Origin of the sequence: Paeniglutamicibacter sp. (genome assembly GCF_046714615.1) — a bacterium.
Classification (GTDB): domain Bacteria; phylum Actinomycetota; class Actinomycetes; order Actinomycetales; family Micrococcaceae; genus Paeniglutamicibacter.
The window spans coordinates 1-24,467 of sequence record NZ_JBKKAP010000105.1; the positions used below are offsets into that span (position 1 = coordinate 1).

Genomic DNA, 24,467 nt, shown 5'->3' on the forward strand with positions numbered 1-24,467 from the left:
GCCGGCCGCGCAGCGGACGCCCGGTTCCTGGGTGCGAGCGAGCGAGTGCCCGGGACGCCCTGAAACCCCCCGGCATTCCGCGGGGAGTAGATGATGCATTACTCATTCACACAAAAGAGTGCGTGAGAAAATGACGCACCCCAAACAAGGACCGATGACCCATGGGCGGCACAAGGACTCAACGGAGTTGAATTAGCTGGCGTAAACGGTCAGCAGCTCGTCCCAGTGGGTGGTGTAGCGCGGTGACATCATCTCCCGACGCATCGTCCATTCGGGGCCGGTCTTCATCCCCGCCAGGCCCAGTCCGACCGCGTTCACTCCGTGGCGCTGCTTGATCTTCTGAATCAGCGGGCCGATTTCCTTCGCCTCGTGGGGGTTCACGAATGGCTCGAAGGTCTCCTGGGCGCCGGTCGGCCGGATATCGGTCACCACGATTCCGGCCCGGGCGTACTTCACCCCGTCCAGGATCTTGGGAAGCAACGCCTTGGCCGCTCGCGTCAGCAGCAGCGGATCGGCGGTCGGGCCCGGAAGCGCGACGGTCACCGAGGGCTGATGGTTGTCGTGGGTGTTGTAGTAACTGGTCATGGCCCAGGCGGTGAGCACCTTGGCCTGCCGCTGGTGCTTGTGCAGGCGCGCGGAAGCCTGTTGGGCATAGATCCCCAGGACCTGCTCCATGCCGTGGGTGTCGGTGATCGGGGTGGAGAAGGAGCGGCTGAATATCAGCTGTCCCTTGATTTCGTGTTCTTCCTCCATGGGGATGCAGGGGATTCCCCGCAGCTCGAGCACGGTGCGCATCATGACAATGGAGAAGCGGTTGCGCAGCATCACCGCGTCGGCATCGCGAAGGTCCTTCATGGTCCGGATCCCCAGGCCCATCAGCCGCTTGGCCAAGCGGGGGCCGATGCCCCAGACTTCCACCGTGGGCAGCCGGCCGAGAAGTTGTTCGCGGTCCTCCAAGGTGACGGCATCCCACACGCAGACCCCGCCCAGGTGGGCGTTCTTCTTGGCGGCCTTGTTGGCCAGTTTGGCCAGGGTTTTCGTTTTGGCGATCCCCACGCAGACCGGCAACCCAAGGTGGTCCATCACGTCCTGCTTCATGCGTCGGGCCAGAGCTTGCAGTTCCGGCAGGGTCCCGCGGACGCCCAAGAATGCCTCGTCGATGCTGTAGACCTCGACCCAGGCCGAGTGCCGGCCCAGCAGTTGCATGGTTCGGGCCGAGAGGTCGCCGTAGAGCTCGTAGTTGCTCGATTTGGCGACCAGCCCCATTCGATCGGCGGTGGGGGCGAGCTTGAACCAGGGGGCGCCCATGTCGATGCCCAGGGCCTTGGCTTCGTCCGACCGCGCGACGGCGCAGCCGTCGTTGTTGGACAGGACGATCACCGGCCGGCCGATCAGCGTCGGGTCAAAGGCCCGCTCGCAACTCACGTAGAAGCTGTTGACGTCCACGTGGGCGATGTATTCGTTGGAGTCCGGCTGTGGGGTCCAGGGGGCACTTAGAGTCGATGGATGCATGTTTCCGCCACTGCCCACACGCTCAGGGCTCCCCACTCCCCCACGACGATATCCGGGTACTCGGGGTTTTCGGCCTGGAGCACCACACCTTGCGGGGTGAGCCGAAGACGTTTGACGGTCATTTCTCCGTCGAGGACTGCCACCACGATGGACCCGTCCACGGGTTTGCGTGCCCGGTTGACGATGAGCTCGTCCCCGTCGGAGATTCCTGCCCCCTGCATGGAATGGCCGGAGACGCGCACAATGAAGGTGCTTGTCTTGTCGTGGATCAGGTAGTCGGAGAGGTTGATTTCGCCGGAGAAATAGTCCTGGGCGGGTGAGGGATAGCCTGCCGGAATGGATGTTCCAGCGACTAGGAGAGGGATCGCTGAGCCCTCAACATCTAGCGAACGTACATTCTGAAAATCTATCATTTCTACCCCAATTTTAGAACATTTATTCCAAATCTAGGATACGTCCGTACCCAACGTTTTGGTCTGCCCTGCGCTTGGGGGGTGAAACTGGTTGGAACGAATACCCGCGAACAGCCCGGGTCCGGCTACCGGGAAGTCACCATTGAAGTCGGGGACTACGAAGCTGCGTTCGCGCCATTGCAGGGTTCTCTTGAGGGTGGCGAGCGACGGCTCTCCCCCCGTCGCCCTTAGGGCATAAAAGTGCGGCCCCCCGGAGACAAAGCCAGGGGACCGCGGTTGTTCCCCACAGAGAGAAACGTTGTTTGCCGTGAGGCAAGTATTTGGGTGTTTCCAACAGTATCGAAGCGTTTGGCTTCCGACCAGCGGACTGGGGCAGAGAGGGACGGCCAAGAATGATTGCTTTGCAGGCTACTTTGACTCTAGACCCTTACGGTCGTCATGAAAGATTTCAATCTTTCATGAAAGATTGAAATCTTTATTTCTTGATTCCGTAGGAACCCCACTTCTCTTTCACCGCGAGCTCGATAGCCTCGTAGATCTTGAGTTTTTCATCGAGTTTTACTCGATTGAGGATATATATCGTTTCATCGTCGAGTCGGGTACTGACGGGTGTTCTAGGTACCTTCTGAGGAGCCGGTGCTGAGAAAACCCTTCGCGACCCAGGAGGCGCATTCTCGATCGGGTCCACATTTACATCGGCTGCAGGTTTGGGGAGCCGCCGGCTGGTGGTCGGTCGTTCCGGCATTGCATCACTCATCGCAGGACCTTCTTTGCTACTTCTTTGTAGGCGTCCAGCACCGGAGCGCCCTTCCGATAGTTTCCGTACCACTCACCCGAAAGTCGCACATCATTAACGATGGTTCGTTCAGGAATGAGGGGCGTCAGCAGGAGCCCGGTCTCACGCAGAACTTCCACTGACGCGATGGCAGCTCTAGGGGTGACAGTGTCCTTGTAACCACCAACGACAATTCCGGCTTCCACCAAAGTAGCTGGCACGCCCAGTCGTTTTCGCGTGGCTAGGAACTTCTGGATTGTCAGCTGCGCACCTTCGAATCCATCAAGCCCATCAGTAGTAGGGCGAGCGGCATACAGTACGGTGTCAGCTGCGTTCAATGCTGATTGCGTCAGCGGCCCCCCCTGCCTGTTTGGGCAATCAATAACAACAAGATCTGCTGTGCAACCGATGAGTGATGTACGCAGGCGTACATCGAGATGGTCAGAAGAGTCCTTTTCCCTATTCGAGACGGACCTTGAAGAAGGAATCACTCGCAGGTTGTTTGACCATAACGACTGCACTGCGATGTCCTCGGCCCAGCCTTCTGGATCCTCATCAGCCAGGATCGCCCCCACGTCTAGCCCGGGACTTGTCGGCTCAACCCCTGTCCATTTCGTGGTTGCTGCACGTGGATCAAGATCAACTAGTAGAACTTTCATTCCTTGTTCGGCCGCAACCATCGCCAAGGAGACTGCGGTTGTGGTTTTTGATACCCCACCAGCTTCGCTATAAACCATCACTGTTTGCATGTCCCGGTCCTACCTGCTTGAAAGATTGAAATCAATCTTTCTTGAAATCTTTCAATCTTGATTGATTTCAATCAACGGGAGAGCCTGAGTTAAGCGCCTACACGCAGAGTCAATGAAGCAAGGGTGGTTTCGTGGGGCTCAATGTCTGGCCAGAAGGGTATATCTTCGTCCGAGTACTCATAGTCATCGGTCATGAGAGCGAGCGTCCCGAAAGTATTGGCTCGGCTATCTAACCAGGCGTGCCATACGTCGCGTTGCTTCTTGTGAGCCGCATACTGAGCCGCAACAGACTCAATAACGCCTAAGTATTCCGCCAACGAGCGCAGATTCCCTGTCTTGGAAATCTCCCAGCCCGATTCGGTCCGGGAGATCAGGTTCCACGATTGGAGCATTTCCAGTGCGTTTTTGGTGCTGGTGGGGGAGAGTCCCGTTTCTCGAGTGATTGCAGTCGTCTTGATGTCTTCCTGGTGCTTTTCGATGACCTCATAAACAAGAGCAGCAACTTGTCCAAGTTCTCTGAATACGGGACGCAAGGCGTAGGCCTTGCCTTTCTTCCAGGACATCGTCTCCGCGATGGGAGCATACACATCGGGGATGATCAGTTCATATGGGGGTGGCTTGTGAAAAAGTGAAATATCCGACGCTAAGGTCTTCTCGAGCGCCTCTTTGGGCAGATTACGGGACTTCTATGCTGATCGGCTGAGCAGGCGGAACTGACTTTGCCAACACAGCACCCGAACCGGCACTGCTGAAGGAATCTCTGGGCGTGCATGCGTGGCGTCAAACAGAGGTGGGCAAATCGACGCCGGATAACGGTGAAGGTCACACGCTAAGGGCCGCGAGCTAGTGACGGTGCCGTAACGACCAGCAAGTGAAAATCCATTGCAGGCTTCTTTGTCATCGGTGATGCCGTTACAGGTTCTGGATATGATTGGGTCATGCTGAATCCTGAGGTGGGGTCAACCATCATGCTGATACGCGCCGCGATTCCGGACCTCGGTCCTCGGGAACGCAATGTGGCGGAAGCGATTGTTCGAGATCCGTCGATTGCCAGTCGGCTGGGCGCCGCTGAAATTGGTGCGCAGGTTGGGACCTCTGCGGCAACCGTGACTCGTGCCTGTCAGTCAATGGGATTCGACGGTTACCCACATTTGCGCACCTTACTCGTGCGTGATGAAGGCGCTGCAGCCCAAGCAGCCCGCGGCAGTAACGTTCATAAGCACGCTCTGTATCGCTTGTTCGCCGAGGCGTCGCGGGAAATCGATGCTGCGCCGGCGACGGTTAACCTGGAAGCTTTCACCCGCGCTGCGGCATTGGTCGCCGACGCGAGGCGGATCCTGCTCGTTGGTGCAGGAGGCTCGGCAGCGGCGGTCTCCGCGATTGCGCTGAGATTCATGAGCGTCGGCATTGTCGTAGATGCTCCGCAGGATCCCACATTGCAGCTTCTCGCATGTCGACTGTTGGTGCCCGGTGACGTAGTGCTGGCGATTAGCGACTCCGGCGAAAACTCCTCCACCTTGTCGTCAGTCGAGGCCGCACGTGCTGTTGGCGCCAGTGTAGTTGCCGTCTCAAGTTTCCCTCGATCAGCGCTTGCCGGGATGGTTGACGAGAAACTCATCATTGGGGCCTCAGGACTACCGTGGCCAGAATCCGTGCTGACGAGCAACATCCTTCAGATCTTCCTGCTCAATGCGCTCGTCGCAGCAGTGGGAGAGACTCGCGGTGTCAGCGATAGGGCCGCGACGGTTTTCGACGACGTCATCCGCGTGGTGACCGGCAATCGCCGCCCAGGCGACACTGAAACAGATTCACCCTCCGTTAACCTGTAATACTTTTTCCGTCTAGCATTATCCGCTGTAATGGAATTACGCCGCACTTCAAGCGGCGCATGATTACAAGGAGTCTGGATGGGCAGCATCAATATCGAGCGGGTCAGTCGCCGCTTTGGATCAACTGTGGCTGTCGACGACGTCAGCCTGACTGTCGATGACGGCGACTTCCTTGTGCTGCTGGGGCCGAGCGGATGCGGTAAATCAACCCTGCTGCGGATGTTGGCCGGTTTGCTGCCCACCACCGAGGGCCGGTTCCTCGTTGACGGCCTTGACGTTTCACACCAGCACGCGCGGCACCGTGACCTCGCGATGGTCTTTCAGAGCTATGCGCTCTATCCGCACCTTAGCGTCGCCAATAATCTCGCGTTCCCGCTGCGTGCCCGGCGGATGGCTAAGAGTGCGATCCGCGAGCAAGTCGCACGAGTTGCCGAGGTGCTCGACATCGGCCATCTGCTCGATCGCAAGCCCAAGGAGCTCAGCGGCGGACAGCGGCAGCGCGTGGCCGTTGGCCGCGCCCTGGTCCGCGAGCCCAAGGCCTTCCTCATGGATGAGCCCTTATCCAATCTGGACGCCAAGCTGCGCACCGCCACACGTCACGAGCTCGTGGACCTACACCACCGGCTGGGTGCCACGTTCGTCTATGTCACCCATGACCAGGTTGAGGCGATGACGATGGCCACGAAGATCGCCGTGCTGAACGGCGGACGCCTTGAACAAGTTGGTACGCCGCTCGATGTTTATGCCAAGCCCGCCTCGGTCTTCGTCGCAGGATTCCTTGGCAGCCCTCCCATGAACCTCTCCAACGTCAGCCTCACCTCCGAACACGGCATTGTTCGTGCTATCGGGGACGGCATCGCCGCGAATCTGTGGGCCGGCGCAACGCCTCCGATCGATGCCGTTCTCGGGCTTCGCCCCGAGCATTTGTTGATCGACGGTGCTGGCCCGGTGCAGCTGGATCTTCTTGTCGAGACCGTCGAGCGGCTTGGCCACGAAAACCTCCTATTCTGCACCTTCGGCGAAGAGCGCCAAAGCGTCGTGCTCCGCACCCCGGCCGACGCCGCCATCGTAGAGGGCCAGGCGCTTCGCGCCGGTGCCGCGATCGAGCATCTACATCTCTTCGACCGGGCAAGCGGCCGCCGCCTCGAGTGGCAGCCGGACTCTGAACTGGCCACGGCCGATCGCTCCCTCGTATCTGCCTGACGTTACTGCAGCATCAACCATTCCTTACCTATTGTGAAAGCGAAACACCATGCCCAAACGCCACAGCCTCCTTGGCTACCTCGGCCTCGGCGCAGCCGCGGCGCTTGCCCTCACCGGCTGCGCACCAACTGCCACCACAGCCGCTTCCTTAACACCCGCGCCCGCTTTTGAACCCGGCCAAAAAGTGGAGATCGTCTTCGAGAGCTACAACCTCGCCTCCGCCACCTGGGAAGCTCCGATCCTCTCTCTCGTCGAGCAGTTCGAGGCCAAGTACCCCAATGTGGATGTCATCCCCCAGGCAAACGGTGACTCGACAGCCGCCGGCGGTACTTCAGCGAGCGTGCAACGGCAGGTCGTCGCCGGCAACCCGCCGGACGTGGTACAAATGACCTTCGATACCCTCAGCTACGCGGTCAGCGACCTCCAAGCTCGGCCCCTGAACGAACTCTACGGGCAGGACGCCATCGACGAGCACTTCGCCGGTGAGTACCCCATGCACGAGAAGGTGCAGAACTTTGGCGTCGTCGAAGGGAACACCTATGGCATCCCCTACGTCCTCTCGACGCCGATCTTCTTCTACAACGCCACGGCACTTGCCGACGCCGGCATCACCAACCCCGACTTCTCGACCTGGGAATCTGTCGCGGACATCGCCACCAAGGTCTCCGAAAAGACCGGCACGCCGTCCTTCGGCAATTCGTGCCTCGATGCAGTCGGCGAGTGGTGTTACCAGTCAATGGTGCGCTCAGCCGGTGGCCACGTGCTGAGCGCGGACGGATCCACGATCATGGCCGGTGAGCCCCGCGCTACCGAGCCCCTCGCCGCGATGCAGGAGCTGCACGAAGCCGGCGTCCTGCAGAACGGCGACTTCAACGACCAGTACGAAGCCTTCGCCGCCGGTAACACGCAGATGCACATCAACTCCGCTTCGATGCAGGCAGCTTTCCAAAAGGGCGCCGCTGCCGGCGGCTGGGAACTCGCCGCAGCCCCCATGCCCGGCATCGAAGGTCAGAGCGTAGTGCCGACCTCATCCGGATCCATGCTCTCGATCTTCACGCAGGACCCCGCCAAGCAGGCGGCCGCGTGGGAGTTCACGAAATTCATGACGAGTCCTGCCGCATACGAAGTCATTACTCCGCAGATCGGCTACCTGCCGCTGCGCACCACCATGACCCAGGAGGGCGGACCCCTCGCAGGATGGGCAACCAAGCAGGCCGACCTGCTCACCCCGAACCTCGAACAGCTTGATGTCATCGAACCGTGGGTGGCCTACCCGGGCAAAAACTACGCGCAGATAGCGACCATCATGATGGACGCCGTCGAGCAGGTCGCCTACCAGGGCGCTGACCCTAAGACGACCATGGCAGACGCTGCAGCACGTGCCCAGAAGCTGGTCAAAGAGTGACCTCAACCACGCTTGATCGAAACGAGGGCACACAGGGTGCCCCCGTTCCGGGGCTTTACAACCTGCGAAGCACCGGCAACTGGAATGCCACCGGAGGCATCATTGCACCCGGTCGGCTGTACCGGTCCGACTCCCCGGCACGCCTCGACGCAGCAGGCACAGCCGCGCTCGGCGCGCTCGGCATTGATCTCATCATCGACCTCCGCTCCACTGAAGAAGTCGAGTCGGCGAGCTACGAGTTTCCCGGCATTCAGCGCACCGGCATCCCCGTCGAGCTACTCAACCCGACCGCGGTACTAACAACCGAGCAGACACTCGCTGCCCTTTACGAGAGCTTCATCGACCGATACGGTCCGATGATCATCACCGCCCTGCGAACCATCGCCCGGCACGAGCAAGGAGCGGTGCTCGTCCACTGCACCGCAGGTAAAGACCGTACCGGCATCGTTGTCGCTCTCGCACTCCTGGCCGTCGGGACACCGCGCGCTGAGGTCGTCCGCGACTATGCGGCCACCCACGCCAATCTCAGAGGAACCTGGACCAAAACAATCTTGGAATCACTCCTCATCGACGCTACATCTTTGCCCAACAACGTCATGGAGATCGTCAACGGCAGCCCCGCACATATCTTTGAGGCTCTCCTCAATTGCCTCGACGTCAAGCATGGGGGAGTGGCCGGCTACCTGCGCAGCCACGACTTCAACGATGACGATCTCAAAGCGCTTCGCACCCGCCTCGTGACCACCACCTCAGAGGGAACCTCATGAACATCGGCCAGTACCCCGACCCGAGCCACGCGATCTTGCACCTCAGTGACACGCACCTGGTGAACGAGCGCCGACCCCTCTACGGAGCCGTTGATTCAGACGCGAACCTAGCCGCTCTGCTCGACCGTTTACGCGCTGCCGGCACACATCTGGACGCCATCGTGCTCACCGGTGACTTGGCCGATGCCGGTGCCGAGGATGCCTACGTGCGTCTGCGCGAACTCGTCGAGCCCTTCGCCGTGGAACGCGGATGCCCCGTGCTCTGGGTGATGGGCAACCACGACGACCGAGCGGCGTTCCGTACTGAGCTGCTGCGCGAGCCGGCGGGCACCGGACCTATCGACCGCGTGCATGAAGTAAACGGCTTACGCATCATTGCGCTTGACTCAACTGTGCCCGGCCACCACCACGGCGAGATCGCCCCGGCACAACTGGACTGGCTGCGCGAACAACTTGCGACACCCGCCGAACATGGCACTCTCATCGCGTTGCACCACCCGCCCATGCCAACCATCCTGCCGTTGCTGCAACTCGTCGAGCTCAGTGACACTGCGCCCTTCCAGGAGGTCGTGCAGGGCACAGACGTGCGCGGCATCCTAGCCGGGCACTTCCACTACTCGACGCACTCAACCTTCGCGGGCATCCCGGTCTCCGTCGCGGCAGCCACCTGCTACACGCAGGACCTGGCCCTACCCCTGGGTCAGTCGCGGGCCAGGGATGCGGCGCAAAGCGCAAACCTCGTCCATGTCTATCCCGACCGTATTGTGCACTCGCAGCTTACACTCGCCGACGGCCCGACCGTCTACGAGATCTCACCCGTACAAGCGCAGGAATGGATGGACCAGGCCCGCGCGGGGAAGTCCTTCGTCGCAACTGGGCTTCTGGAGAGCTGATGTTCAGTCCCCTACCTCTTGAAGGTCTCCGAGAACCCGACGCCACACCAGCCCAGACCCGCAGACCCCGCCGGCTGCGCAACATCAAGCCCCTCTTGCCATACCTCTACGTGCTCCCCGCGTTGGTGCTCGTCGGAGTGTGGATTTATGCACCCCTCATCCAGACCGTGAACCTCTCGTTCTACGACTGGAATATGTTGCCCACGTCGCCGGCGACCCACGTCGGACTGGGTAACTACACCGATGTCATCAACCTGCCCGAGATGCGCGCAGCGGTGGCGAACACCGGACTGTACGTCCTGGCCGGGATCATTTTCCTCGTTCTGCTACCCACTGCCGCAGTACTCGTCGTGCGCCGCCTGGGCCGCCGCGCCTCAAACGCGTACCAGGCACTGATCTTCCTGCCCTACCTCATGACCCCCGTCGCGACCGGCGCACTCTGGCGCTGGCTCTTCGCCGAACAAACCGGGCTCATTACGCAATGGGCCGCCGCCGCAGGCATCGAACTCGGCAACGTCTTCCGCGACCCGAACACGTCGCTCTGGGCGATCGTCGTGATCCTCGGCTGGCAGATGATCGGCTTCGGGGTCCTCATGGTCAGCGCCGGCTATACGGGCATCGACCCGATCTACTCCGAGGCGGCAGCAATCGACGGAGCCAGTGAACGGCGGATCACGTGGACTATCGTGCTACCACTGCTCTCCCCGACACTTGCTTTTCTCGGACTCATGGCGGTTCTGCTCGTCGCGCAATGGTCCTTCCCCCTCATCGACCTGCTCACCAAGGGCGGACCGGGCTCCAGCTCAACCAACGTCTACCACCTGCTCTACGTCTTCGGCTTCCAGAACTTCGACGCTGGTATCTCCTCCGCCGCAGGCGTGCTCTTCTTCATCTCCTTCAGCCTCATCGCCTGGTTCTTCGTAGAACTCAGCGAGCGGCTTAGCTTCTTCGACGACTAGGAACCGCTCATGGCATTCTCCCTCGTGCAGCCCCTGCAGCCGATCGCCCCCATTGTGCTCGCACCCGTGGCACCGCTGATTCACAGGACCGGAACCTGGCTCCTGCGCCAGGGACCCGCACACCTCGTTATGCTCGTGCTTGCCCTGCTCGCCGTAGTACCACTTCTGTGGCTTGTGATCACAGCATTCGCCGCCCCCGGAGCGATGGTTGGCGGGCAGCTGATGGCGCCGTCGTTCTCATTCGAGAACTTCGCCTACGTCTTCGAGGCGATACCGATGCTCCAGATGCTCGGCAACACCGCCATAATGGCGCTCACCATGAGCCTCGCGCAATTGCTCGTCGCCATCCTCGCCTCCTACGGATTCGCCGTGTTCGACTTCCCGGGCCGCAAGGTGGTCTACCTGCTTTTCGTCGCCTCTTGGCTTGTGCCGTTCCAGGTGACAATGATCCCCAACTACGTACTCGTCTCGCAGCTCGGGCTACTTAACACTGTTGCCGGCATCGTGGTGCCCAACCTCTGCTCGGCCTTCGCCGTGCTCATGCTGCGGCAGCACATGCAGGCAATCCCGCGTGAACTCATCGACGCTAGTTCAATGGACGGGCGCGGCACCTGGGCGACGCTTTGGCTTGTTATCGTGCCCAATCTTGTGCCCGCGCTGGCCTCACTGGCCGTGATCCTCATGATCTCTGCATGGAACGAGTACACCTGGCCCTTGCTTGTTATGCAGCAGGAAACCAGCGTGGTGCAGGTCGGTATCCGGTCCTTCATGGGGGCCGAAGGCAGCAACTGGGGCGCGATCATGGCCGCCAGCGGAATGGCCTGCCTGCCTGTATTCCTGCTTTACGTCTTCCTGCAGCGACAAATCGTAGCGGGCTTAGTACGGTCGGGCCTCAAGTAAACCCAGAGATAACTCACGCTCGTTGCCCGTCCCCTAAGGGTCTGAGTAGTAATGGAGCAGGATTGCGCGTTAGCGTCAGCCGTTGTTCCGATGGCCCTCGCTGCTGTGCATTAACCACATTCGCCCACGGCCGCTATCCCAACGGAGAAGGCCACCGGAAGGTGACCGTCCCCGCTATAGCCAGTAGTACCGTCCGCTTTGGTTCATTCCTGGCACATAGCCCTGCATTGCATCACGAATTTCGTTGCCCAGAGGCAGGTAGACGAAGGCGCGACGCTTCGTAAACGGATCTACATACGCAATATCGAGAACGCGCCCCACTTGTGAGATGGAACCATAGGTCACGCCGACAACGAGCCCCTTACGAGCGACCAGGATGTCAGCATTCTTTTCACTAATGCCCCACCATCCTGTGATTTTTGCACCCTTGGGTAGTGGTTTCCCATACCCGGTGAGTGCGGCCTGCAGTCCGTTGGTCGGTGAGAGCTCCAGTTGTGCACCGAGTTTGGGGTCTGTGGTAGGGACGAAGAATGCCGTGTCGGCATTCTTCGCGAACCCGTCGGTGCCACAGGCATCGTAAATTCGGTTCTCACGTGACGCTACCAATTGAAGAACGTCAGCCGTACTGGGCTTCCCCTTCGCGTTCGTGCGAATAAGCCACGAGGGATCCGTCTCTTGGTCGCGAGCGTCCCCCTCGACGGGCTGCAAAAAGAGCTTGAACTGGTCGGTGTCGATTCGCAGCTTATCTGCGCCCCAGGTCTTAGGGGCAAATTCTGGGTTCTCTTCAAACGGGGGCATATCGACTCGCATCTCATTCAGTAGAAGTGGTTCCGTGGTTAGTCGTTTTGTGGTGACTGGCGATGTGGTTACAGGTACACACTAGATCGCAATCGCGAGTGCGGCAAGTAGAAATTGAATTCAACATCACTCGAACATTCAGAGTTCTGAATTGCTCTGTATCGCTAACGATCGTTCTCGAGACACTCTTCTTCCGGGTTCGTGGCCCGCGGATTCCCGCGGGCGATTTTGTAACGCTTGCCGTGTACGCGTCAATGTAACGCTCAACCAGGTTGGTGATACATTTTGGTCATGCGAATCGGATACGGGCGTGTCTCAACACGTGATCAGCACCCCGAGGCCCAACATGATGCCCTGCGCGCGGCCGGCTGCGAGCAGGTGTTCCTCGACACCGCCTCGGGGAAACTCGCGCGTAGGCCCGAACTCGACAAGGCGCTGCTCTCGGCCAACCGGTCCGGCGATCAGCTCGTTGTCACGAAGCTGGACCGACTCGGGCGGTCGCTGGAAAACCTCATCGACCTTTCCAAGACGTTGCAGGAGCGCGGCGTCGACCTGGTGGTCCTGGACCAGGGCATCGACACCTCCTCACCCGCCGGACGGATGTTTTTCCAGATCATCGGCTCGATCGCCGAGTTCGAACACGCGCTGATGTCCGAACGAACCCGCGACGGGCTGGCCGCCGCCCGGGCACGCGGGCGGACCGGTGGGCAGAAACCAAAGCTCGGTCCCCACCAGGTCAAGCTGGCAAGGGAAATGTATGAGGAAAAGGATGCCGACGGGAAACGGGCCCATACCGTCGAGCACATCGCCCAGGAATTCGGCGTCAGCCGTCCCACCATCTACCGGCACCTGGCCAAACCATGACTCGCGGGCATGGTGCTCCGCAGCAGCGCGAGGACAAGTCCGTAGATCGCGGCCTTCCAACGAACAAGGATTTCTGACATGGCCCTGCGTTCCTTGCTCACGACTGCCGAACGCGGCCAAGTCCTTGAAATCCCCACCGGCACCGAGGACCTGGCTGCCCACTACACACTCAGCGAAGCGGACATGTCGTTGATTCGCCAACGCCGCGCAGATGCCAACCGGTTGGGCTTTGCCATCCAGCTGTGTCTGCTTCGGCACCCGGGTATCGCGCTGGCCGACGACACCGAAGTGCCCACTGAAATGATCGACTGGGTCGCGGCCCGCCTGACGATCTCGGCCGAAGCCTGGGATGAATATGGGACACGTGGGGAAACGCGGCAAGAGCATGGACGGGAGCTTCGCGCGTATCTGGGCATGTCTGCATTTGGAATCGCGGATTTTCGTCAGCTCGTGGAACACGTGGGCGAGGTGGCCGCACAAACTGACAAGGGCCTTGTCTTGGTCGAAGGCGCACGGGACTTCCTGCGCTCAAGGAAGGTTGCCTCGCCCGGGGTGGGGATCATTGAAAGGGCCTGCGCGCAGGCGCTGACCCGGGCGAACCGGCGAATCTACGCCATCTTGGGAGACCAACTCTCCGTCGAGCACCGAGGTCGTCTGGATGGTTTGTTGCTTCGCCGCACCGATAGTTCCTTGACCGAAATCGGCTGGCTGCGGCAGGCACCACTGCGACCCAACGCACGGGCGATGAACGAGCACATCGACCGGCTCACCACCTGGCGTGCTCTTTGCCTGCCCTGGGATGCCGGCAAACTGGTGCACCGGAACAGGTTGCTGAAGTTGGCCCGCGAGGGCGCATCGATGACCGCGGCAGACCTGGCCAAGTTTGAACCCGGACGCAGGTATGCGACCCTGTTCGCGATGTCCGTGGAAAGCATGGCAACGGTCACCGACGAAATCATCGATCTGCATGATCGAATTATTGGCCGGATCATTCGCACCGCCCGGAACAAACAAAACCAGAACACCCTGGCCTCCCGTGCCACCGTCGCAGCCATGATGCGCCTGCACTTCAAGCTCGGCGATGCCCTGATTGCAGCCAAGGAGAACGGGGAGGATCCCTTCGCCGCGATCGACACAGCCATTGGCTGGGAATCCTTGGCCGAAAGCATCGCCCAAGCCAAGGAACTGACCCGGCCCGCACGCGAGGACCACCTCTCCCTCGTCAGTGCACACTTCACCACTCTGCGCCGCTACACCCCGGCATTTCTTGCCGTCCTTGACCTCCAGGCAGCCCCAGCTGCGCAGGACCTGTTGGCCGCCATCAAGGTCATCCGCACCATGAATACCGCCGGTGCCCGAAAGATCCCGGAGGATGCACCCACGTCGTTCATCCGGGCCAGGTGGAAGCCTCTGGTTTTCACCGAGAACGGCACAGACCGTGGATTCTACGAGTTTTGCGCCCTGGCGGAACTCAAGAATGCGCTGCGGTCCGGAGACATATGGGTCACCGGCTCCCGGCAATTCCGCGACTTCGATGACTACCTGCTGGCCGGCTCCGACTACACGGCCATGAAGAACGCCGGGGAACTGCCCCTGGTCACAACCAATGGCGGCGAAGAATATCTCAAGGACCGTCTTGCTCTGCTCAGCGAACGGCTGCACCAAGTCAACGCGCTGGCCTCCCGTGATGAACTGGCCGGGGTGCTGATCACGGAAAACGGCGTGAAGATCACCCCGCTCGAGACGATCGTGCCACAACACGCCCAACCCTTGATCGATCAGGCCAGCGCCATGTTCCCGCGGATACGAATCACCGACCTGTTGATGGAAGTTGATGGCTGGACGGGCTTCACCCGACACTTCACCCGACACTTCACCAATCTCAAGTCCGGCCAACCCTCCAAGGACAAACAGCTCCTGCTCACCGCAATCCTGGCCGACGGAATCAACTTGGGATTGACCAAGATGTCCGAATCATGCACCGGCGTCACCTATGCCCAATTGGACCGCCAGCAGGCTTCCCATATCCGGGATGAAACCTACAGTGCCGCCCTGGCCGAGCTGGTCAATGCCCAGCACGCACACTCCTTCGCGGCGCACTGGGGCGATGGCACCACCTCGTCCTCGGACGGGCAGCGCTTCCGTGCCGGCAGCCATGCCGAATCCACCGGGCATGTGAACCCGAAATATGGGGCCGAGCCCGGACGGATGATCTACACGCACGTCTCGGATAAATATTCGCCCTTCCACAGCAAACTCATCAATGTCGGTGACCGTGACGCGACCTATGTCTTGGACGGGTTGCTGTATCACGAGTCCGATCTGGCGATCCAGGAGCACTACACCGACACCGCAGGGTTCACCGACCACCTTTTCGCCCTCATGCACTTACTTGGATACCGGTTCGCGCCCCGGATCCGCAACATCGGCGACACCCGTCTCTACACGCCCACCAATGATCCTGCGTTGTCGACGTTGGCGCCGTTGGTCGGCGGCACCATCAACACACAGACCATCACCGCGCACTGGGATGAAATCCTCCGCCTGGCGACATCCATCAAGACCGGCACCGTGACCGCATCCTTGATGATGCGCAAACTCGGCGCCTATCCACGCCAGAACGGACTCGCCACCGCGCTGCGGGAACTGGGCAAATTGGAACGAACTCTCTTCCTGCTGGATTGGCTCCAAGATCCCGACCTGCGCCGCAAGGTCACGGCCGGCCTGAACAAGGGAGAAGCACGGAACACCCTGGCCCGGGCGGTGTTCTTCAACCGTCTGGGAGAGATCCGCGATCGATCCTTTGAGCAGCAGCGCTACCGGGCCTCGGGGCTGAATCTTCTCACCGCGGCCATCGTTCTCTGGAACACGGTCTACCTTGACCGAACGATCACCACCTTGGATCAGGAGGGTAACGCCACGGACCCTGAGCTGCTGCGGTTCCTCTCGCCCCTGGGATGGGAACATATCAACCTAACCGGCGATTACACCTGGCCACGCACCAACAAGATCAAACCCGGCAAATACAGGCCGCTACGGCGCTCGAGAAGACCTTAGCGTCGGATATTTCACTTTTTCACAAGCCACCCCAAACACTGTTGACCCGAATTCCGTGGGCGTCAAAGAGCTCAACGGCCAGTGCCCGTGTCATCTGCACGAGGGCTCCCTTGGATGCGTTGTACGCCAGCATGCCGGGTACCGAAACGAAGCCTGAATCAGACCCCACGATCACGACGCTCGCCGAGGCGGATAGCTTCAGATGCGGCAAGGCGTGCTTGACGGCCAGGAACGTTCCAACCACGTTGACGTCGAGCACTTCGCGGAACGATGCTGCCGTCAGGTCCTCACACGCGGTGCCCATTTCTCCGTCGGTTCCGGCCGAGGCGACTACAAGGTCGATTCCGCCGAGCCGTTCGGCCAGCGCCTCGATCGCCGCCTGAACTTCGTCTTCCTCGCTCACGTCGGCTCGGGCCACGGCCAACCGGTCCGGCGATGCCGGAGCCAATTCCTTCGCCGCATGATTCAGTTTCGCCAAGTCCCGCCCGATGATGCCGACGCTGGCCGAATTGTCGAGGAAGTACTTTGCCACGGCCAGCCCGATGCCGGAGGAACCGCCGGTGATCACCACCCGCTGCGGCATGCCCAAGTGATCAGCTTCGTTCATGGTCTCCAAGGTTCCTTTCGTTTAGTCCCGGGCGCCGTCCCGGTGTGAACGGCGTGAAGCGAATCTACCGATGTGACGCAGACCATGTGAATAGCGTTCCAGTTAGTAGAATCTGATTCTGGAAACCAGAACGCTATTCCGTGCCGGCTTCCGCACTGCGAGTATTGGTTCCAGATTCCAAGTTCAGTCCAAGAGGACACCGTTGAAAGGACCACCATGTCGATGCTGTCCCGCGAAGAGGCGCTTTCACTGGCCCGGCGTGCCCTACCGTCCTTCTCCATCGCCGGCGATGCGGAGATCGAGTTTGTGAAGCATCGGGAGAACGTCGTATTCCGCGTTGCGGATCCCGACGGGTGCTATGCGCTTCGGATTCATCGCCACGGGCACCGCACCGATGAGCAGGTCCGCACCGAAAATGCGTATGTGGTTGCCCTGCATGAAACCGGCTTCCCCGTCCCGGAGGTCCGCCGTTCCCGGGACGGCGACCTGTTCGCCGTCGTGCGGGACGACCTGGGAACGGCTCATCAAGTGGATGTCCAATGGTGGGTCAAGGACTCGACTCCGCTGGGCAACGCCGACCTTGCACTGATTGGCCAGGACGATCCCGACATTGAGGTCTTTGAGCAGCTCGGGGATCTGTGCGGACGCTTCCACCGGGTCTCCCGCCAGGTCGGTCGAATCCACGGCTATTCACGTGACCCCTGGGATGCCGACGGGCTGGTTGGTCCATCGCCGCTCTGGGGTGATCCTCGCGGGCTGGCGGGTTCCGCCGCGGACCGCGCCCTGATCGACTCGGCCATGGACTCGATTCGCCAGGTCCTGGCTGGCCTCGGTACCGGCTCCGATGTGTATGGAGTGATCCATTCCGACTTCAGTCCCGAGAATGTCCTCACCGCCCGGGGAAACCTCACGCTGATCGACTTCGACGACTTTGGTGAGGGCTGGTGGCTCTTTGACATCGCGACGGTGTTGTTCTGGTACCACCGCCATCCGCGGGCCCAGGAATACAAGGGCGCGCTTCTGGCTGCCTACGAAAGGCACATGGAAATCCCCGAGGCTGCACGGGCGGCGCTCGATGCCCTCGTTCTCGCCCGGGGGCTGACCTACCTCGGGTGGGCAGCGGACCGACCCGAGGTTGAAACCAGTGCCTTCCTGCGCGCCGAGGCACTCCCGGCCGTTCTGGAGCTTTGCCGCAAGTTCATCAACCCGTCCACCCCTGCGAAGGAGACTGCCTTGACCGACCGTGACAACGAACTGCTCGCTCGACGGGCGAAGACCATCGGCCCATACTCGCCGCTCTTCTACGACCGGCCGCGACACTTTGTTGCCGGCGAAGGGGTCTGGCTGACCGATGCCGATGGGCAACGGTACCTCGACGCCTACAACAACGTTCCGCAGGTGGGACACGCGAATCCGCGGGTTGCCGACGCGGTTTCCCGACAGCTCGGAACCTACAACGTCCACACTCGCTACCTCAGTGAGCCGGTGATCGACTACGCCGAGGAATTGCTCGCCACCTTTGACGAACCGCTGAACCGGGTGTACTTCACCAACAGCGGTTCGGAGGCCAATGAACTCGCACTGCGCATTGCCCGGCATCGGACCGGCAGGCGTGGCGTGATCGTCACCGATCACAGCTACCACGGCAACACGATCTCCCTTGCTGCGCTCACCACCGGGCTACCCGTCTCCGAGCCCTTCGGAGAACACGTTCGAGTCATTGGCATCCCGGATCTCGACTCGGAGCAGGCTGCGGATCCGGACCAACTGCTTGGCCAAGCCTTCGCCCAGATCGACGCCGCCATTGCCTCACTCGCAAAGGACGGCCACGGACTCGCGGCCCTGCTGATCGAGCCTGCCTTCTCCACGGAGGGACTGCCACGGCTCCCGGAGTCTTACCTGGCAGACCTCACCGAACGGATCCATGCCGCCGGCGGCCTGGTCATATCCGATGAAGTCCAGGTTGGCCTCGGACGCCTGGGCGATGTCTGGTGGGGACACCAGGCAACCGGAATCAACCCTGATCTGGTTACCTTGGGCAAGCCCCTGGGCAATGGTTACCCCATGGGCGGGGTCATCACCACCGAGGAAGTGCTGGATGATTTCAGCAGCGCCAACATGTACTTCAATACGTTCGCCGGAACTCCCGCGGCAGCAGCAGCCGGCCGAGCCGTGTTGGGCGAGATCAAGGATCGAGACCTTGTGGCCCGCACAGGGGATCTTGGCCGTCATGTGGAAGCGCGCCTCGGCGCAATCGCAACGAAGCACAAGAGCGTTGCGGCAGCCAAGGGACGTGGCTTGTTCTTCGGACTGGCCCTCGTCGATGAGCAGGGTCAAGCCAATGCCCCACTGGCCAAGAACATTGTTGAGGCGCTGCTGCGCGAGAACATCCTGATCAGTCGAATTGGCCCGCACGATAACGTGCTCAAGATCCGTCCGCCACTGGTCATCGAAAAGCACGAGCTCGATCGGGTCATCGATGCCCTCGACGCCGCGCTCCATGCCGAGGCTCCGGCATTGGTCGAACGAGCATGAGCGTGGCAACGGATTCTCCCTCGGCCAGTGACGTGCCAGCGAGCGATGGGTTCGATTCCGCGTCTGAAGAGCCCGCAATCACGCTCAGACAGCGCCAGCAAATGCGGACCCGTCGAGACCTGGTTCGGGCGGTCATCGGGATCATCAGTGCAGGAGGGCTCGACGCGGCAACCATCGAGCGCATCACCAAGCGTGCAGGAACCTCGCGCGCCACCTTGTACGCGCACTTCCCCGCGGGCAGAACGGCGCTCCTCGCCGAAACCTACCAATTGGTGGGTCACGACCTGATCATCGACGCAGAACGGGACGCCGCACAGCAGACAGATTGGATCGAACAACTCTGCGCCTACCCGCGCGCCATGCTGAAACTGGCCACCACGAGGGAACTGGGCCTGTTCTACAACGTTTCGGGTCCACAACTCGTAGGCATGCAGCGTAGAGGCATTGGCTCGCAGCGCACCCTGAATGCGCTTGTTGATGGGCTGCGCCGCGCCCAGGACTCCGGCGACGTTGCACCTCACATTGATGTGGAGGCGATTGCCGCGTTGCTTGTCGGTGCGATTCGCGAGGCAGGGATCGATGCTTCACGCGATCCGTCGACGGCCGATCGTCGGCTCACCGCGTTCCGTCAGCTCTTGGAAGCCATCGCCCGCCGCTGACGTTGCCGTTGGTCGGGCATCGGCCGGTGGCCGGTGGCCCGGAGGCATTGAGCCGAATCGGCAGCACATCGCCTTCGGCGGTATCCCGGTCCGTGATGATTCTGCTTGATGGCGGCCTCCAGTTCCACGAGGACTCCAAGAGTTGTACGACATTTCGAGAAAGGCCTGGCATCAGCATTCACGTCCTGCGCCGGTCTCGCACAAAGGTGGGGGCGACACAGTGGCACTGCGGCTCACGATCTAGGACGTCGGCCGACCCGCGCCCACCGACCGGCCTGCGATGTGGGTCTTTATAAATGGCGGCTAGGCTCGCATACTGGGTTGACGAGACCGCTTGCGTCACGAGGCGGCCGAAATGCTGGACACGTCGACTCAGGAGTCCTTCATGAACGCCAAAGACAAATCGCAGTCAATCATGCGGCGGAAGCCGATCGATGAAATCGAGGAAGAGAGCAAACACAGCGGCTTGGCCAAGTCCCTCGGACTGTGGCAATTGACCGCGATCGGTGTCGGCGGCATCATCGGCGTCGGCATCTTCTCCCTGGCCGGCCTGGTGGCCCACGGCAGCGATACCGAGCCCGGCGTCGGCCCAGCCGTCCTGATCTCCTTCCTGATCGCCGGCCTGGCATCGGCGGCGGCAGCCCTGTCCTATGCGGAATTCGCCGGCATGATCCCCCGCGCCGGCTCGGCCTACACCTACGGATACGTGGCCCTCGGGGAGATCATCGGCTGGTTCATCGGCTGGGATCTGCTGCTCGAGTACATCGCCATCGTGGCGGTGGTGGCCATCGGCATCTCCGGCTACTTCGACGCCTTCCTCGCCGGGATCGGCGTGGACATGCCCGACTGGGCTGCATCCACCGCGGACGAGGGCCGGGGCGGCATCGTCAACATCCCTGCCATCGTGGTCTGTGTCCTGGTGACGTGGATCCTCTCCCGCGGCACCCGGGCCTTCGGGCGATTCGAACTGGTTGCAGTCGCGATCAAGGTCGTGCTGATCCTGTTCATCATCGGCCTGGGCATCTTCTACATCAACACCGGTAACTACGACCCGTTCATGCCCAGCGGATTCGGCCCGGTAATGGCGGGCGCCGCGACGGTGTTCTTCGCGGTCTTCGGCTACGACGCCATGAGCACCGCGGCCGAGGAGTCCACCGACGGCAAGAAACACATGCCCAAGGCCATCATCTTCTCGTTGATCATCGCCATGCTCCTCTACGTCGCCGCAACGCTGGTGCTCACCGGCATGCAGAACTACCGGGACATCGACCCGACGGCGGGATTCGCCTCCGCATTCAACGGCGTGGGGCTTCCGGTCATCGCCACGATCATCTCCGTGTTCGCGGTCCTGTCGATCCTCACCGTGATGCTGACGTTCCTGCTCGGCGTCACCCGCGTCTGGTTCTCCATGAGCCGCGACGGGCTCCTGCCGGGTTGGTTCGCCAAGACCGACCGCCACGGCACCCCGCAGCGCGTCACCTGGATCGCGGGCATCGCCTCCGCGTTCCTGGCCGGCGTCTTCCCGATCAAGGCCGTCGCGGACCTGACCAACATCGGCATCCTGGCCGCCTTCGTGGTGGTCTGCCTCGCCGTCATCATCTTCCGCTACAAGAGGCCCGATGCCCCACGGACCTTCCGGCTCCCCTTCATGCCGGTGGTCCCTGCATTCGGCGTGCTGGCCTCCGGTTTCCTGATGCTGCAGCTGCACTGGGAAACGTGGCTCCGCTTCGGGGTCTGGCTGGTGGTCGGCCTGGCCATCTACTTCTTCTACGGCCGCAAGCACTCACTCATGAATCCGAACAGCCCGCGCCACGACGAACGCGTGGTGCTGCCACACGGGGAAACCTAGGCCTCAGTGGGGCATCCCTTCAACTGATCCCCCGCCGCGGCATCTGGCGACCAAAAATCTGACAGTTGAATACCGTCATTTTCCGCACTCGCCTGCTCAACCCCGCATGTTTTCGGGGCTGTGCAGGCAAGTGCCGGGCATCGCCTTTTCGGTACTGCCCCGCATGAATGCCGCTGACTCCCAAAACACGTTGCCCCCTGGCTCGGAGTTGCCGTGAAGGAGGCCGTCGAGCGAGGCCTCGCCATCGACTTGCACGACCGCCATCTTCGTTTGGCGACTAAACCACGGCTTCAACCTGAAGTTTCCGTGTCCAGCGCGGGGAACCGTTCCCCGAGGGGTCGTAGTCGGCGGATTCCTGGTGCGTCAAAGAGATGGCGTGGGCGACGACGTCTGAGAGTAGCCCGTTTCTTTCGTAGGACTGCCGCTGCCAACTGGCCCCTGTTCCGTTGTTGAGGATCCGTTCCAGGGCTTCCTCAACGTAGGCCGCGTCCCCGGACTCGTTCAGGGCATCCCGCACATGGTCGTGGAGTGCCGAAATTACATTCCTCGCGGTGTCCGGCCTGTGGGTTACGGGGTGAAGCAGTTCGCCGCGGACGCCCCACCGGCTGGCCATCCAGACACCTTGCCGCAGGACGATGGCTGGAACCCTGTCGGGTTCCGCTCCGGCCTCCCACTCCCGGGCGGCGGTCTCCACCAAGGCTCGCACCAGGGCTGCGATCAGGACGGTGTCGCGTGGATCAAGGCAAACATCGGACACCCGGATCTCGACGGTGGGGTGCCGGGCGGAGAGACGGGCGTCAAAATCCGGGTTGATGACCACTCCGGTGGCTGAAATGTCCGCCACCAGCGCGTGGTAGGCCCACGCCGACCCGAAGACCTCCATCGGACCGGCGGAGGACCACCGGTTCCAAGCCTGCGTGCGGAAACTGGCGTAGCCGCTGTCCTGGCCGTTCCAGAACGGGGAATTTGAGCTCAACGCCATGAGCGAGGGCAGCCAAGACCTGATGCGATCCAGGACGGCCACGCCCTCCTCATCCGAGCCGACGGACACGTGGACATGGAGTCCGCACGTAAGCTGCTCGCGCGCCGTCAGGGCATACTTTTCCACCAGGGCGTCATAGCGTTCGTTCCTGGTGGGATGGGGTGAGACCGCCAGCGGAGAGGTGGCCAGGGCGACGATCCTCGCACCTGCTTTTCGGGCGAGCGAGTCGGCGTAGGCGCGCCCGTCAAGTATCTCCGTGGCGAGACCGGCCAGGCTGCTGTGCGGGTGCGTGATGACTTCGAGTTGTTCCTGGTGCAGCTCTGCGGACAGCATCTGCCGGGAGGAAGAGCCGGTCGCCCGCGAGCTTGCGCCGTGGAGGCCCATCACCTCCGCGGACAGGGGCAGGGGGACCCCGTTGACGGGGTCCACGATCAGGAATTCTTCTTCAACACCAAAGGTACGCACCTGCTAATTGTGGACCACTAAATCGACAGCGGATTACACTCCTAACGACAGGCCTTCGCAGGCCCGGTGCACAGGCCAGATCTTCACCCAAACGGGCCAAGACATAAAAGTAAACGGGCTCGTCCCCATCTCCACAGGCGAGCCCGAAGCCGGACAGTTCGTCCTGCCAATTGGCATCGAACAGGTCAACAAACACCGGAGTGGCCAACAGAAAAGGGCGTCCCCTTCGCGGTTCCCCCACCGCGACGCTCTGTCCCGTGAAGTGGACGGCTGGAACGCGCAAGTAGGGAAAGCCGAATTCGCTTGCACTCCCCAGCCGGGACAGACCCCGGCGCCCGGCCCTCGCACGGCACATCATGCCAGATGGAAAACCGGCAGAGGAAGGCCCCGGCACGACAGCGAACCACCCGCGGGAAACAGCTCCCGGACGCACACCGGTGCCCCGACGCTCCTTGGCCGGTCGCCCACAGGGCAACACTCCTCCGCCAACCATCCGACAGTTGACCAGATCGGGAATCCGCGACGCCCCGATTGCAATGCCCTCCCTGCTCCGCTCTCCTTGCCGGAAGGAGAGATGGTGAATCCCGAACACACGGATCCGCATTTTACTCTGCCTATTTGAAATACTGTGGTTCACTTATGAGATACATCTCACCCAAGGGGGGCGGTCCCCACGGAAAACGGCGTCGAGGCTGCCTGCCACATGCATGCCAATCAGGGGAGCCTCTCGTGGCCAACACCTTCTCCCCGTGCCCATCACCGCGAGGTCGTGAACACCGGTTCCGCCGGCATCCACATCACCACTGTCGACGTGGAAATCAGGTCGATCGCCGTTAAGCAGCATTCAGCCAAAGGTCCGTGCGATCCCACGGACTACACCCTCCTCGATCGCCGGATGACGGTCAATCGCACGCTGGGGGTGGGGCAATCGGCCGCCTTCTCCGGGGCATCCATCGGCTCCAAAAACAAGCCCAGGACCCAGGACGCATGCCAGAACGCCACCGTGCACCTGCACTACCTAGCACACACATCCCGCCAATGACCACCGGCATCCGGTCCGTCGCCACCATGCGACCCGATCCCGAACCGAGAGTGATTCTCCGATGACCGAGATCCTGACACGCACCAACATACCTGTCCCGGTTTGGGCCGCTTCCATGGCGCTGGCCCTCACGGGGACACCTGACACCCCTGAAAGCGTGGCGGTACCGGAAGCAATAATCCGCCGGGCCGCCCACTGGTCCCC

General features: G+C 61.4%; 21 protein-coding genes. 13 read left to right on the plus strand and 8 right to left on the minus strand.

The features are described from left to right. Nucleotides 1-192: 192 nt before the first annotated feature. The 5 genes from ACLQ7E_RS12910 to ACLQ7E_RS12930 form a co-directional block, all read right to left on the minus strand. Nucleotides 193-1,512, minus strand: a complete 1,320-nt coding sequence (locus ACLQ7E_RS12910) for a Y-family DNA polymerase (protein ID WP_411732978.1) — start codon at nucleotides 1,510-1,512, stop codon at nucleotides 193-195. After that, a complete protein-coding gene (locus tag ACLQ7E_RS12915) occupies nucleotides 1,494-1,925 on the minus strand; it encodes a LexA family protein (RefSeq protein WP_411732979.1) in 432 nt (143 codons plus the stop codon). The genes ACLQ7E_RS12910 and ACLQ7E_RS12915 overlap by 19 nt, the downstream gene beginning before the upstream one ends. 475 nt (nucleotides 1,926-2,400) lie before the next feature. Further along, on the minus strand, nucleotides 2,401-2,682 hold the full coding sequence (locus ACLQ7E_RS12920) for a hypothetical protein (protein ID WP_411732980.1): 282 nt from the start codon (nucleotides 2,680-2,682) through the stop codon (nucleotides 2,401-2,403). After that, on the minus strand, nucleotides 2,679-3,449 hold the full coding sequence (locus ACLQ7E_RS12925; RefSeq protein WP_411732981.1) for a ParA family protein: 771 nt from the start codon (nucleotides 3,447-3,449) through the stop codon (nucleotides 2,679-2,681). The genes ACLQ7E_RS12920 and ACLQ7E_RS12925 overlap by 4 nt, the downstream gene beginning before the upstream one ends. Before the next feature lie 89 nt (nucleotides 3,450-3,538). Further along, complete coding sequence (locus ACLQ7E_RS12930; protein ID WP_411732982.1) at nucleotides 3,539-4,012, minus strand: hypothetical protein; 474 nt, start codon at nucleotides 4,010-4,012, stop codon at nucleotides 3,539-3,541. Nucleotides 4,013-4,387: 375 nt separating this feature from the next. Here ACLQ7E_RS12930 and ACLQ7E_RS12935 point away from each other — a divergent pair, with 375 nt between their 5' ends. From ACLQ7E_RS12935 to ACLQ7E_RS12965, 7 genes are all read left to right on the plus strand, one after another. Further along, nucleotides 4,388-5,278: a MurR/RpiR family transcriptional regulator gene (locus ACLQ7E_RS12935; protein ID WP_411732983.1), complete on the plus strand. Its 891-nt coding sequence runs from the start codon at nucleotides 4,388-4,390 to the stop codon at nucleotides 5,276-5,278. A gap of 78 nt (nucleotides 5,279-5,356) precedes the next feature. Next, nucleotides 5,357-6,481 (plus strand): ABC transporter ATP-binding protein, encoded by a 1,125-nt coding sequence (locus ACLQ7E_RS12940; RefSeq protein ID WP_411732984.1) that lies wholly within the window; start codon nucleotides 5,357-5,359, stop codon nucleotides 6,479-6,481. A 49-nt stretch (nucleotides 6,482-6,530) separates the two neighbouring features. Then, entirely contained in the window at nucleotides 6,531-7,886 is a 1,356-nt protein-coding gene (locus tag ACLQ7E_RS12945; protein ID WP_411732985.1) for an extracellular solute-binding protein, read from the plus strand. Continuing rightward, nucleotides 7,883-8,653 carry a tyrosine-protein phosphatase gene (locus ACLQ7E_RS12950; protein ID WP_411732986.1) on the plus strand — a complete coding sequence of 257 codons (771 nt, stop codon included), beginning with the start codon at nucleotides 7,883-7,885 and terminating at the stop codon, nucleotides 8,651-8,653. Before ACLQ7E_RS12945 ends, ACLQ7E_RS12950 begins: the two co-directional genes overlap by 4 nt. Beyond that, on the plus strand, nucleotides 8,650-9,546 hold the full coding sequence (locus ACLQ7E_RS12955) for a phosphodiesterase (RefSeq protein WP_411732987.1): 897 nt from the start codon (nucleotides 8,650-8,652) through the stop codon (nucleotides 9,544-9,546). Before ACLQ7E_RS12950 ends, ACLQ7E_RS12955 begins: the two co-directional genes overlap by 4 nt. 95 nt (nucleotides 9,547-9,641) lie before the next feature. After that, nucleotides 9,642-10,505, plus strand: coding sequence for a carbohydrate ABC transporter permease (locus tag ACLQ7E_RS12960; RefSeq protein ID WP_411732988.1), 864 nt, complete (start codon nucleotides 9,642-9,644; stop codon nucleotides 10,503-10,505). A gap of 9 nt (nucleotides 10,506-10,514) precedes the next feature. Beyond that, nucleotides 10,515-11,405: a carbohydrate ABC transporter permease gene (locus tag ACLQ7E_RS12965; protein ID WP_411732989.1), complete on the plus strand. Its 891-nt coding sequence runs from the start codon at nucleotides 10,515-10,517 to the stop codon at nucleotides 11,403-11,405. Between the two features lie 174 nt (nucleotides 11,406-11,579). Here the strand turns inward: ACLQ7E_RS12965 and ACLQ7E_RS12970 are convergent, their stop codons facing one another. Next, nucleotides 11,580-12,203, minus strand: a complete 624-nt coding sequence (locus ACLQ7E_RS12970; RefSeq protein ID WP_411732990.1) for a hypothetical protein — start codon at nucleotides 12,201-12,203, stop codon at nucleotides 11,580-11,582. Between the two features lie 291 nt (nucleotides 12,204-12,494). Between ACLQ7E_RS12970 and ACLQ7E_RS12975 the strand changes: the two genes are divergently transcribed. Both ACLQ7E_RS12975 and ACLQ7E_RS12980 read left to right on the plus strand, forming a co-directional pair. Next, nucleotides 12,495-13,067 carry a recombinase family protein gene (locus tag ACLQ7E_RS12975; protein ID WP_411732991.1) on the plus strand — a complete coding sequence of 191 codons (573 nt, stop codon included), beginning with the start codon at nucleotides 12,495-12,497 and terminating at the stop codon, nucleotides 13,065-13,067. Nucleotides 13,068-13,145: 78 nt separating this feature from the next. Further along, nucleotides 13,146-16,124 carry a Tn3 family transposase gene (locus ACLQ7E_RS12980; RefSeq protein ID WP_411732992.1) on the plus strand — a complete coding sequence of 993 codons (2,979 nt, stop codon included), beginning with the start codon at nucleotides 13,146-13,148 and terminating at the stop codon, nucleotides 16,122-16,124. 19 nt (nucleotides 16,125-16,143) lie between these two features. On the opposite strand, the gene ACLQ7E_RS12985 is transcribed toward ACLQ7E_RS12980, so the two are convergent. Further along, the gene (locus ACLQ7E_RS12985; RefSeq protein ID WP_411732993.1) at nucleotides 16,144-16,731 is read right to left on the minus strand and encodes an SDR family NAD(P)-dependent oxidoreductase; all 588 of its coding nucleotides are present in this window, start codon (nucleotides 16,729-16,731) and stop codon (nucleotides 16,144-16,146) included. A 216-nt stretch (nucleotides 16,732-16,947) separates the two neighbouring features. Between ACLQ7E_RS12985 and ACLQ7E_RS12990 the strand changes: the two genes are divergently transcribed. The 3 genes from ACLQ7E_RS12990 to ACLQ7E_RS13000 all read left to right on the plus strand — a co-directional run bounded on the left by ACLQ7E_RS12990 (nucleotide 16,948) and on the right by ACLQ7E_RS13000 (nucleotide 21,774). Continuing rightward, the gene (locus ACLQ7E_RS12990; protein ID WP_411732994.1) at nucleotides 16,948-19,266 is read left to right on the plus strand and encodes an aminotransferase class III-fold pyridoxal phosphate-dependent enzyme; all 2,319 of its coding nucleotides are present in this window, start codon (nucleotides 16,948-16,950) and stop codon (nucleotides 19,264-19,266) included. A 101-nt stretch (nucleotides 19,267-19,367) separates the two neighbouring features. Then, nucleotides 19,368-19,925, plus strand: a complete 558-nt coding sequence (locus ACLQ7E_RS12995) for a TetR/AcrR family transcriptional regulator (protein WP_411732995.1) — start codon at nucleotides 19,368-19,370, stop codon at nucleotides 19,923-19,925. Between the two features lie 385 nt (nucleotides 19,926-20,310). Continuing rightward, entirely contained in the window at nucleotides 20,311-21,774 is a 1,464-nt protein-coding gene (locus ACLQ7E_RS13000) for an amino acid permease (protein WP_411732996.1), read from the plus strand. A gap of 277 nt (nucleotides 21,775-22,051) precedes the next feature. On the opposite strand, the gene ACLQ7E_RS13005 is transcribed toward ACLQ7E_RS13000, so the two are convergent. Further along, nucleotides 22,052-23,221, minus strand: coding sequence for a glutamate--cysteine ligase (locus tag ACLQ7E_RS13005; protein WP_411732997.1), 1,170 nt, complete (start codon nucleotides 23,219-23,221; stop codon nucleotides 22,052-22,054). Nucleotides 23,222-23,924: 703 nt separating this feature from the next. On the opposite strand from ACLQ7E_RS13005, the gene ACLQ7E_RS13010 reads away from it, so the two are divergent. Further along, entirely contained in the window at nucleotides 23,925-24,263 is a 339-nt protein-coding gene (locus tag ACLQ7E_RS13010; protein WP_411732998.1) for a hypothetical protein, read from the plus strand. Nucleotides 24,264-24,467 lie beyond the last annotated feature (204 nt).

What these genes read in the sequence shown, in the direction of transcription:
- ACLQ7E_RS12965 (WP_411732989.1), top strand. Translation starts at nt 10,515, where the DNA reads ATGGCATTCTCCCTCGTGCAGCCCCTGCAGCCGATCGCCCCCATTGTG.
- ACLQ7E_RS12985 (WP_411732993.1), bottom strand. Translation starts at nt 16,731, where the DNA reads ATGAACGAAGCTGATCACTTGGGCATGCCGCAGCGGGTGGTGATCACC.
- ACLQ7E_RS12935 (WP_411732983.1), top strand. Translation starts at nt 4,388, where the DNA reads ATGCTGAATCCTGAGGTGGGGTCAACCATCATGCTGATACGCGCCGCG.
- ACLQ7E_RS12945 (WP_411732985.1), top strand. Translation starts at nt 6,531, where the DNA reads ATGCCCAAACGCCACAGCCTCCTTGGCTACCTCGGCCTCGGCGCAGCC.
- ACLQ7E_RS12925 (WP_411732981.1), bottom strand. Translation starts at nt 3,449, where the DNA reads ATGCAAACAGTGATGGTTTATAGCGAAGCTGGTGGGGTATCAAAAACC.
- ACLQ7E_RS12930 (WP_411732982.1), bottom strand. Translation starts at nt 4,012, where the DNA reads ATGTCCTGGAAGAAAGGCAAGGCCTACGCCTTGCGTCCCGTATTCAGA.
- ACLQ7E_RS12980 (WP_411732992.1), top strand. Translation starts at nt 13,146, where the DNA reads ATGGCCCTGCGTTCCTTGCTCACGACTGCCGAACGCGGCCAAGTCCTT.
- ACLQ7E_RS12920 (WP_411732980.1), bottom strand. Translation starts at nt 2,682, where the DNA reads ATGAGTGATGCAATGCCGGAACGACCGACCACCAGCCGGCGGCTCCCC.
- ACLQ7E_RS12910 (WP_411732978.1), bottom strand. Translation starts at nt 1,512, where the DNA reads ATGCATCCATCGACTCTAAGTGCCCCCTGGACCCCACAGCCGGACTCC.
- ACLQ7E_RS12975 (WP_411732991.1), top strand. Translation starts at nt 12,495, where the DNA reads ATGCGAATCGGATACGGGCGTGTCTCAACACGTGATCAGCACCCCGAG.
- ACLQ7E_RS12970 (WP_411732990.1), bottom strand. Translation starts at nt 12,203, where the DNA reads ATGCCCCCGTTTGAAGAGAACCCAGAATTTGCCCCTAAGACCTGGGGC.
- ACLQ7E_RS12955 (WP_411732987.1), top strand. Translation starts at nt 8,650, where the DNA reads ATGAACATCGGCCAGTACCCCGACCCGAGCCACGCGATCTTGCACCTC.
- ACLQ7E_RS13010 (WP_411732998.1), top strand. Translation starts at nt 23,925, where the DNA reads ATGCATGCCAATCAGGGGAGCCTCTCGTGGCCAACACCTTCTCCCCGT.
- ACLQ7E_RS12940 (WP_411732984.1), top strand. Translation starts at nt 5,357, where the DNA reads ATGGGCAGCATCAATATCGAGCGGGTCAGTCGCCGCTTTGGATCAACT.
- ACLQ7E_RS12990 (WP_411732994.1), top strand. Translation starts at nt 16,948, where the DNA reads ATGTCGATGCTGTCCCGCGAAGAGGCGCTTTCACTGGCCCGGCGTGCC.
- ACLQ7E_RS13000 (WP_411732996.1), top strand. Translation starts at nt 20,311, where the DNA reads ATGAACGCCAAAGACAAATCGCAGTCAATCATGCGGCGGAAGCCGATC.
- ACLQ7E_RS12995 (WP_411732995.1), top strand. Translation starts at nt 19,368, where the DNA reads ATGCGGACCCGTCGAGACCTGGTTCGGGCGGTCATCGGGATCATCAGT.
- ACLQ7E_RS12915 (WP_411732979.1), bottom strand. Translation starts at nt 1,925, where the DNA reads ATGATAGATTTTCAGAATGTACGTTCGCTAGATGTTGAGGGCTCAGCG.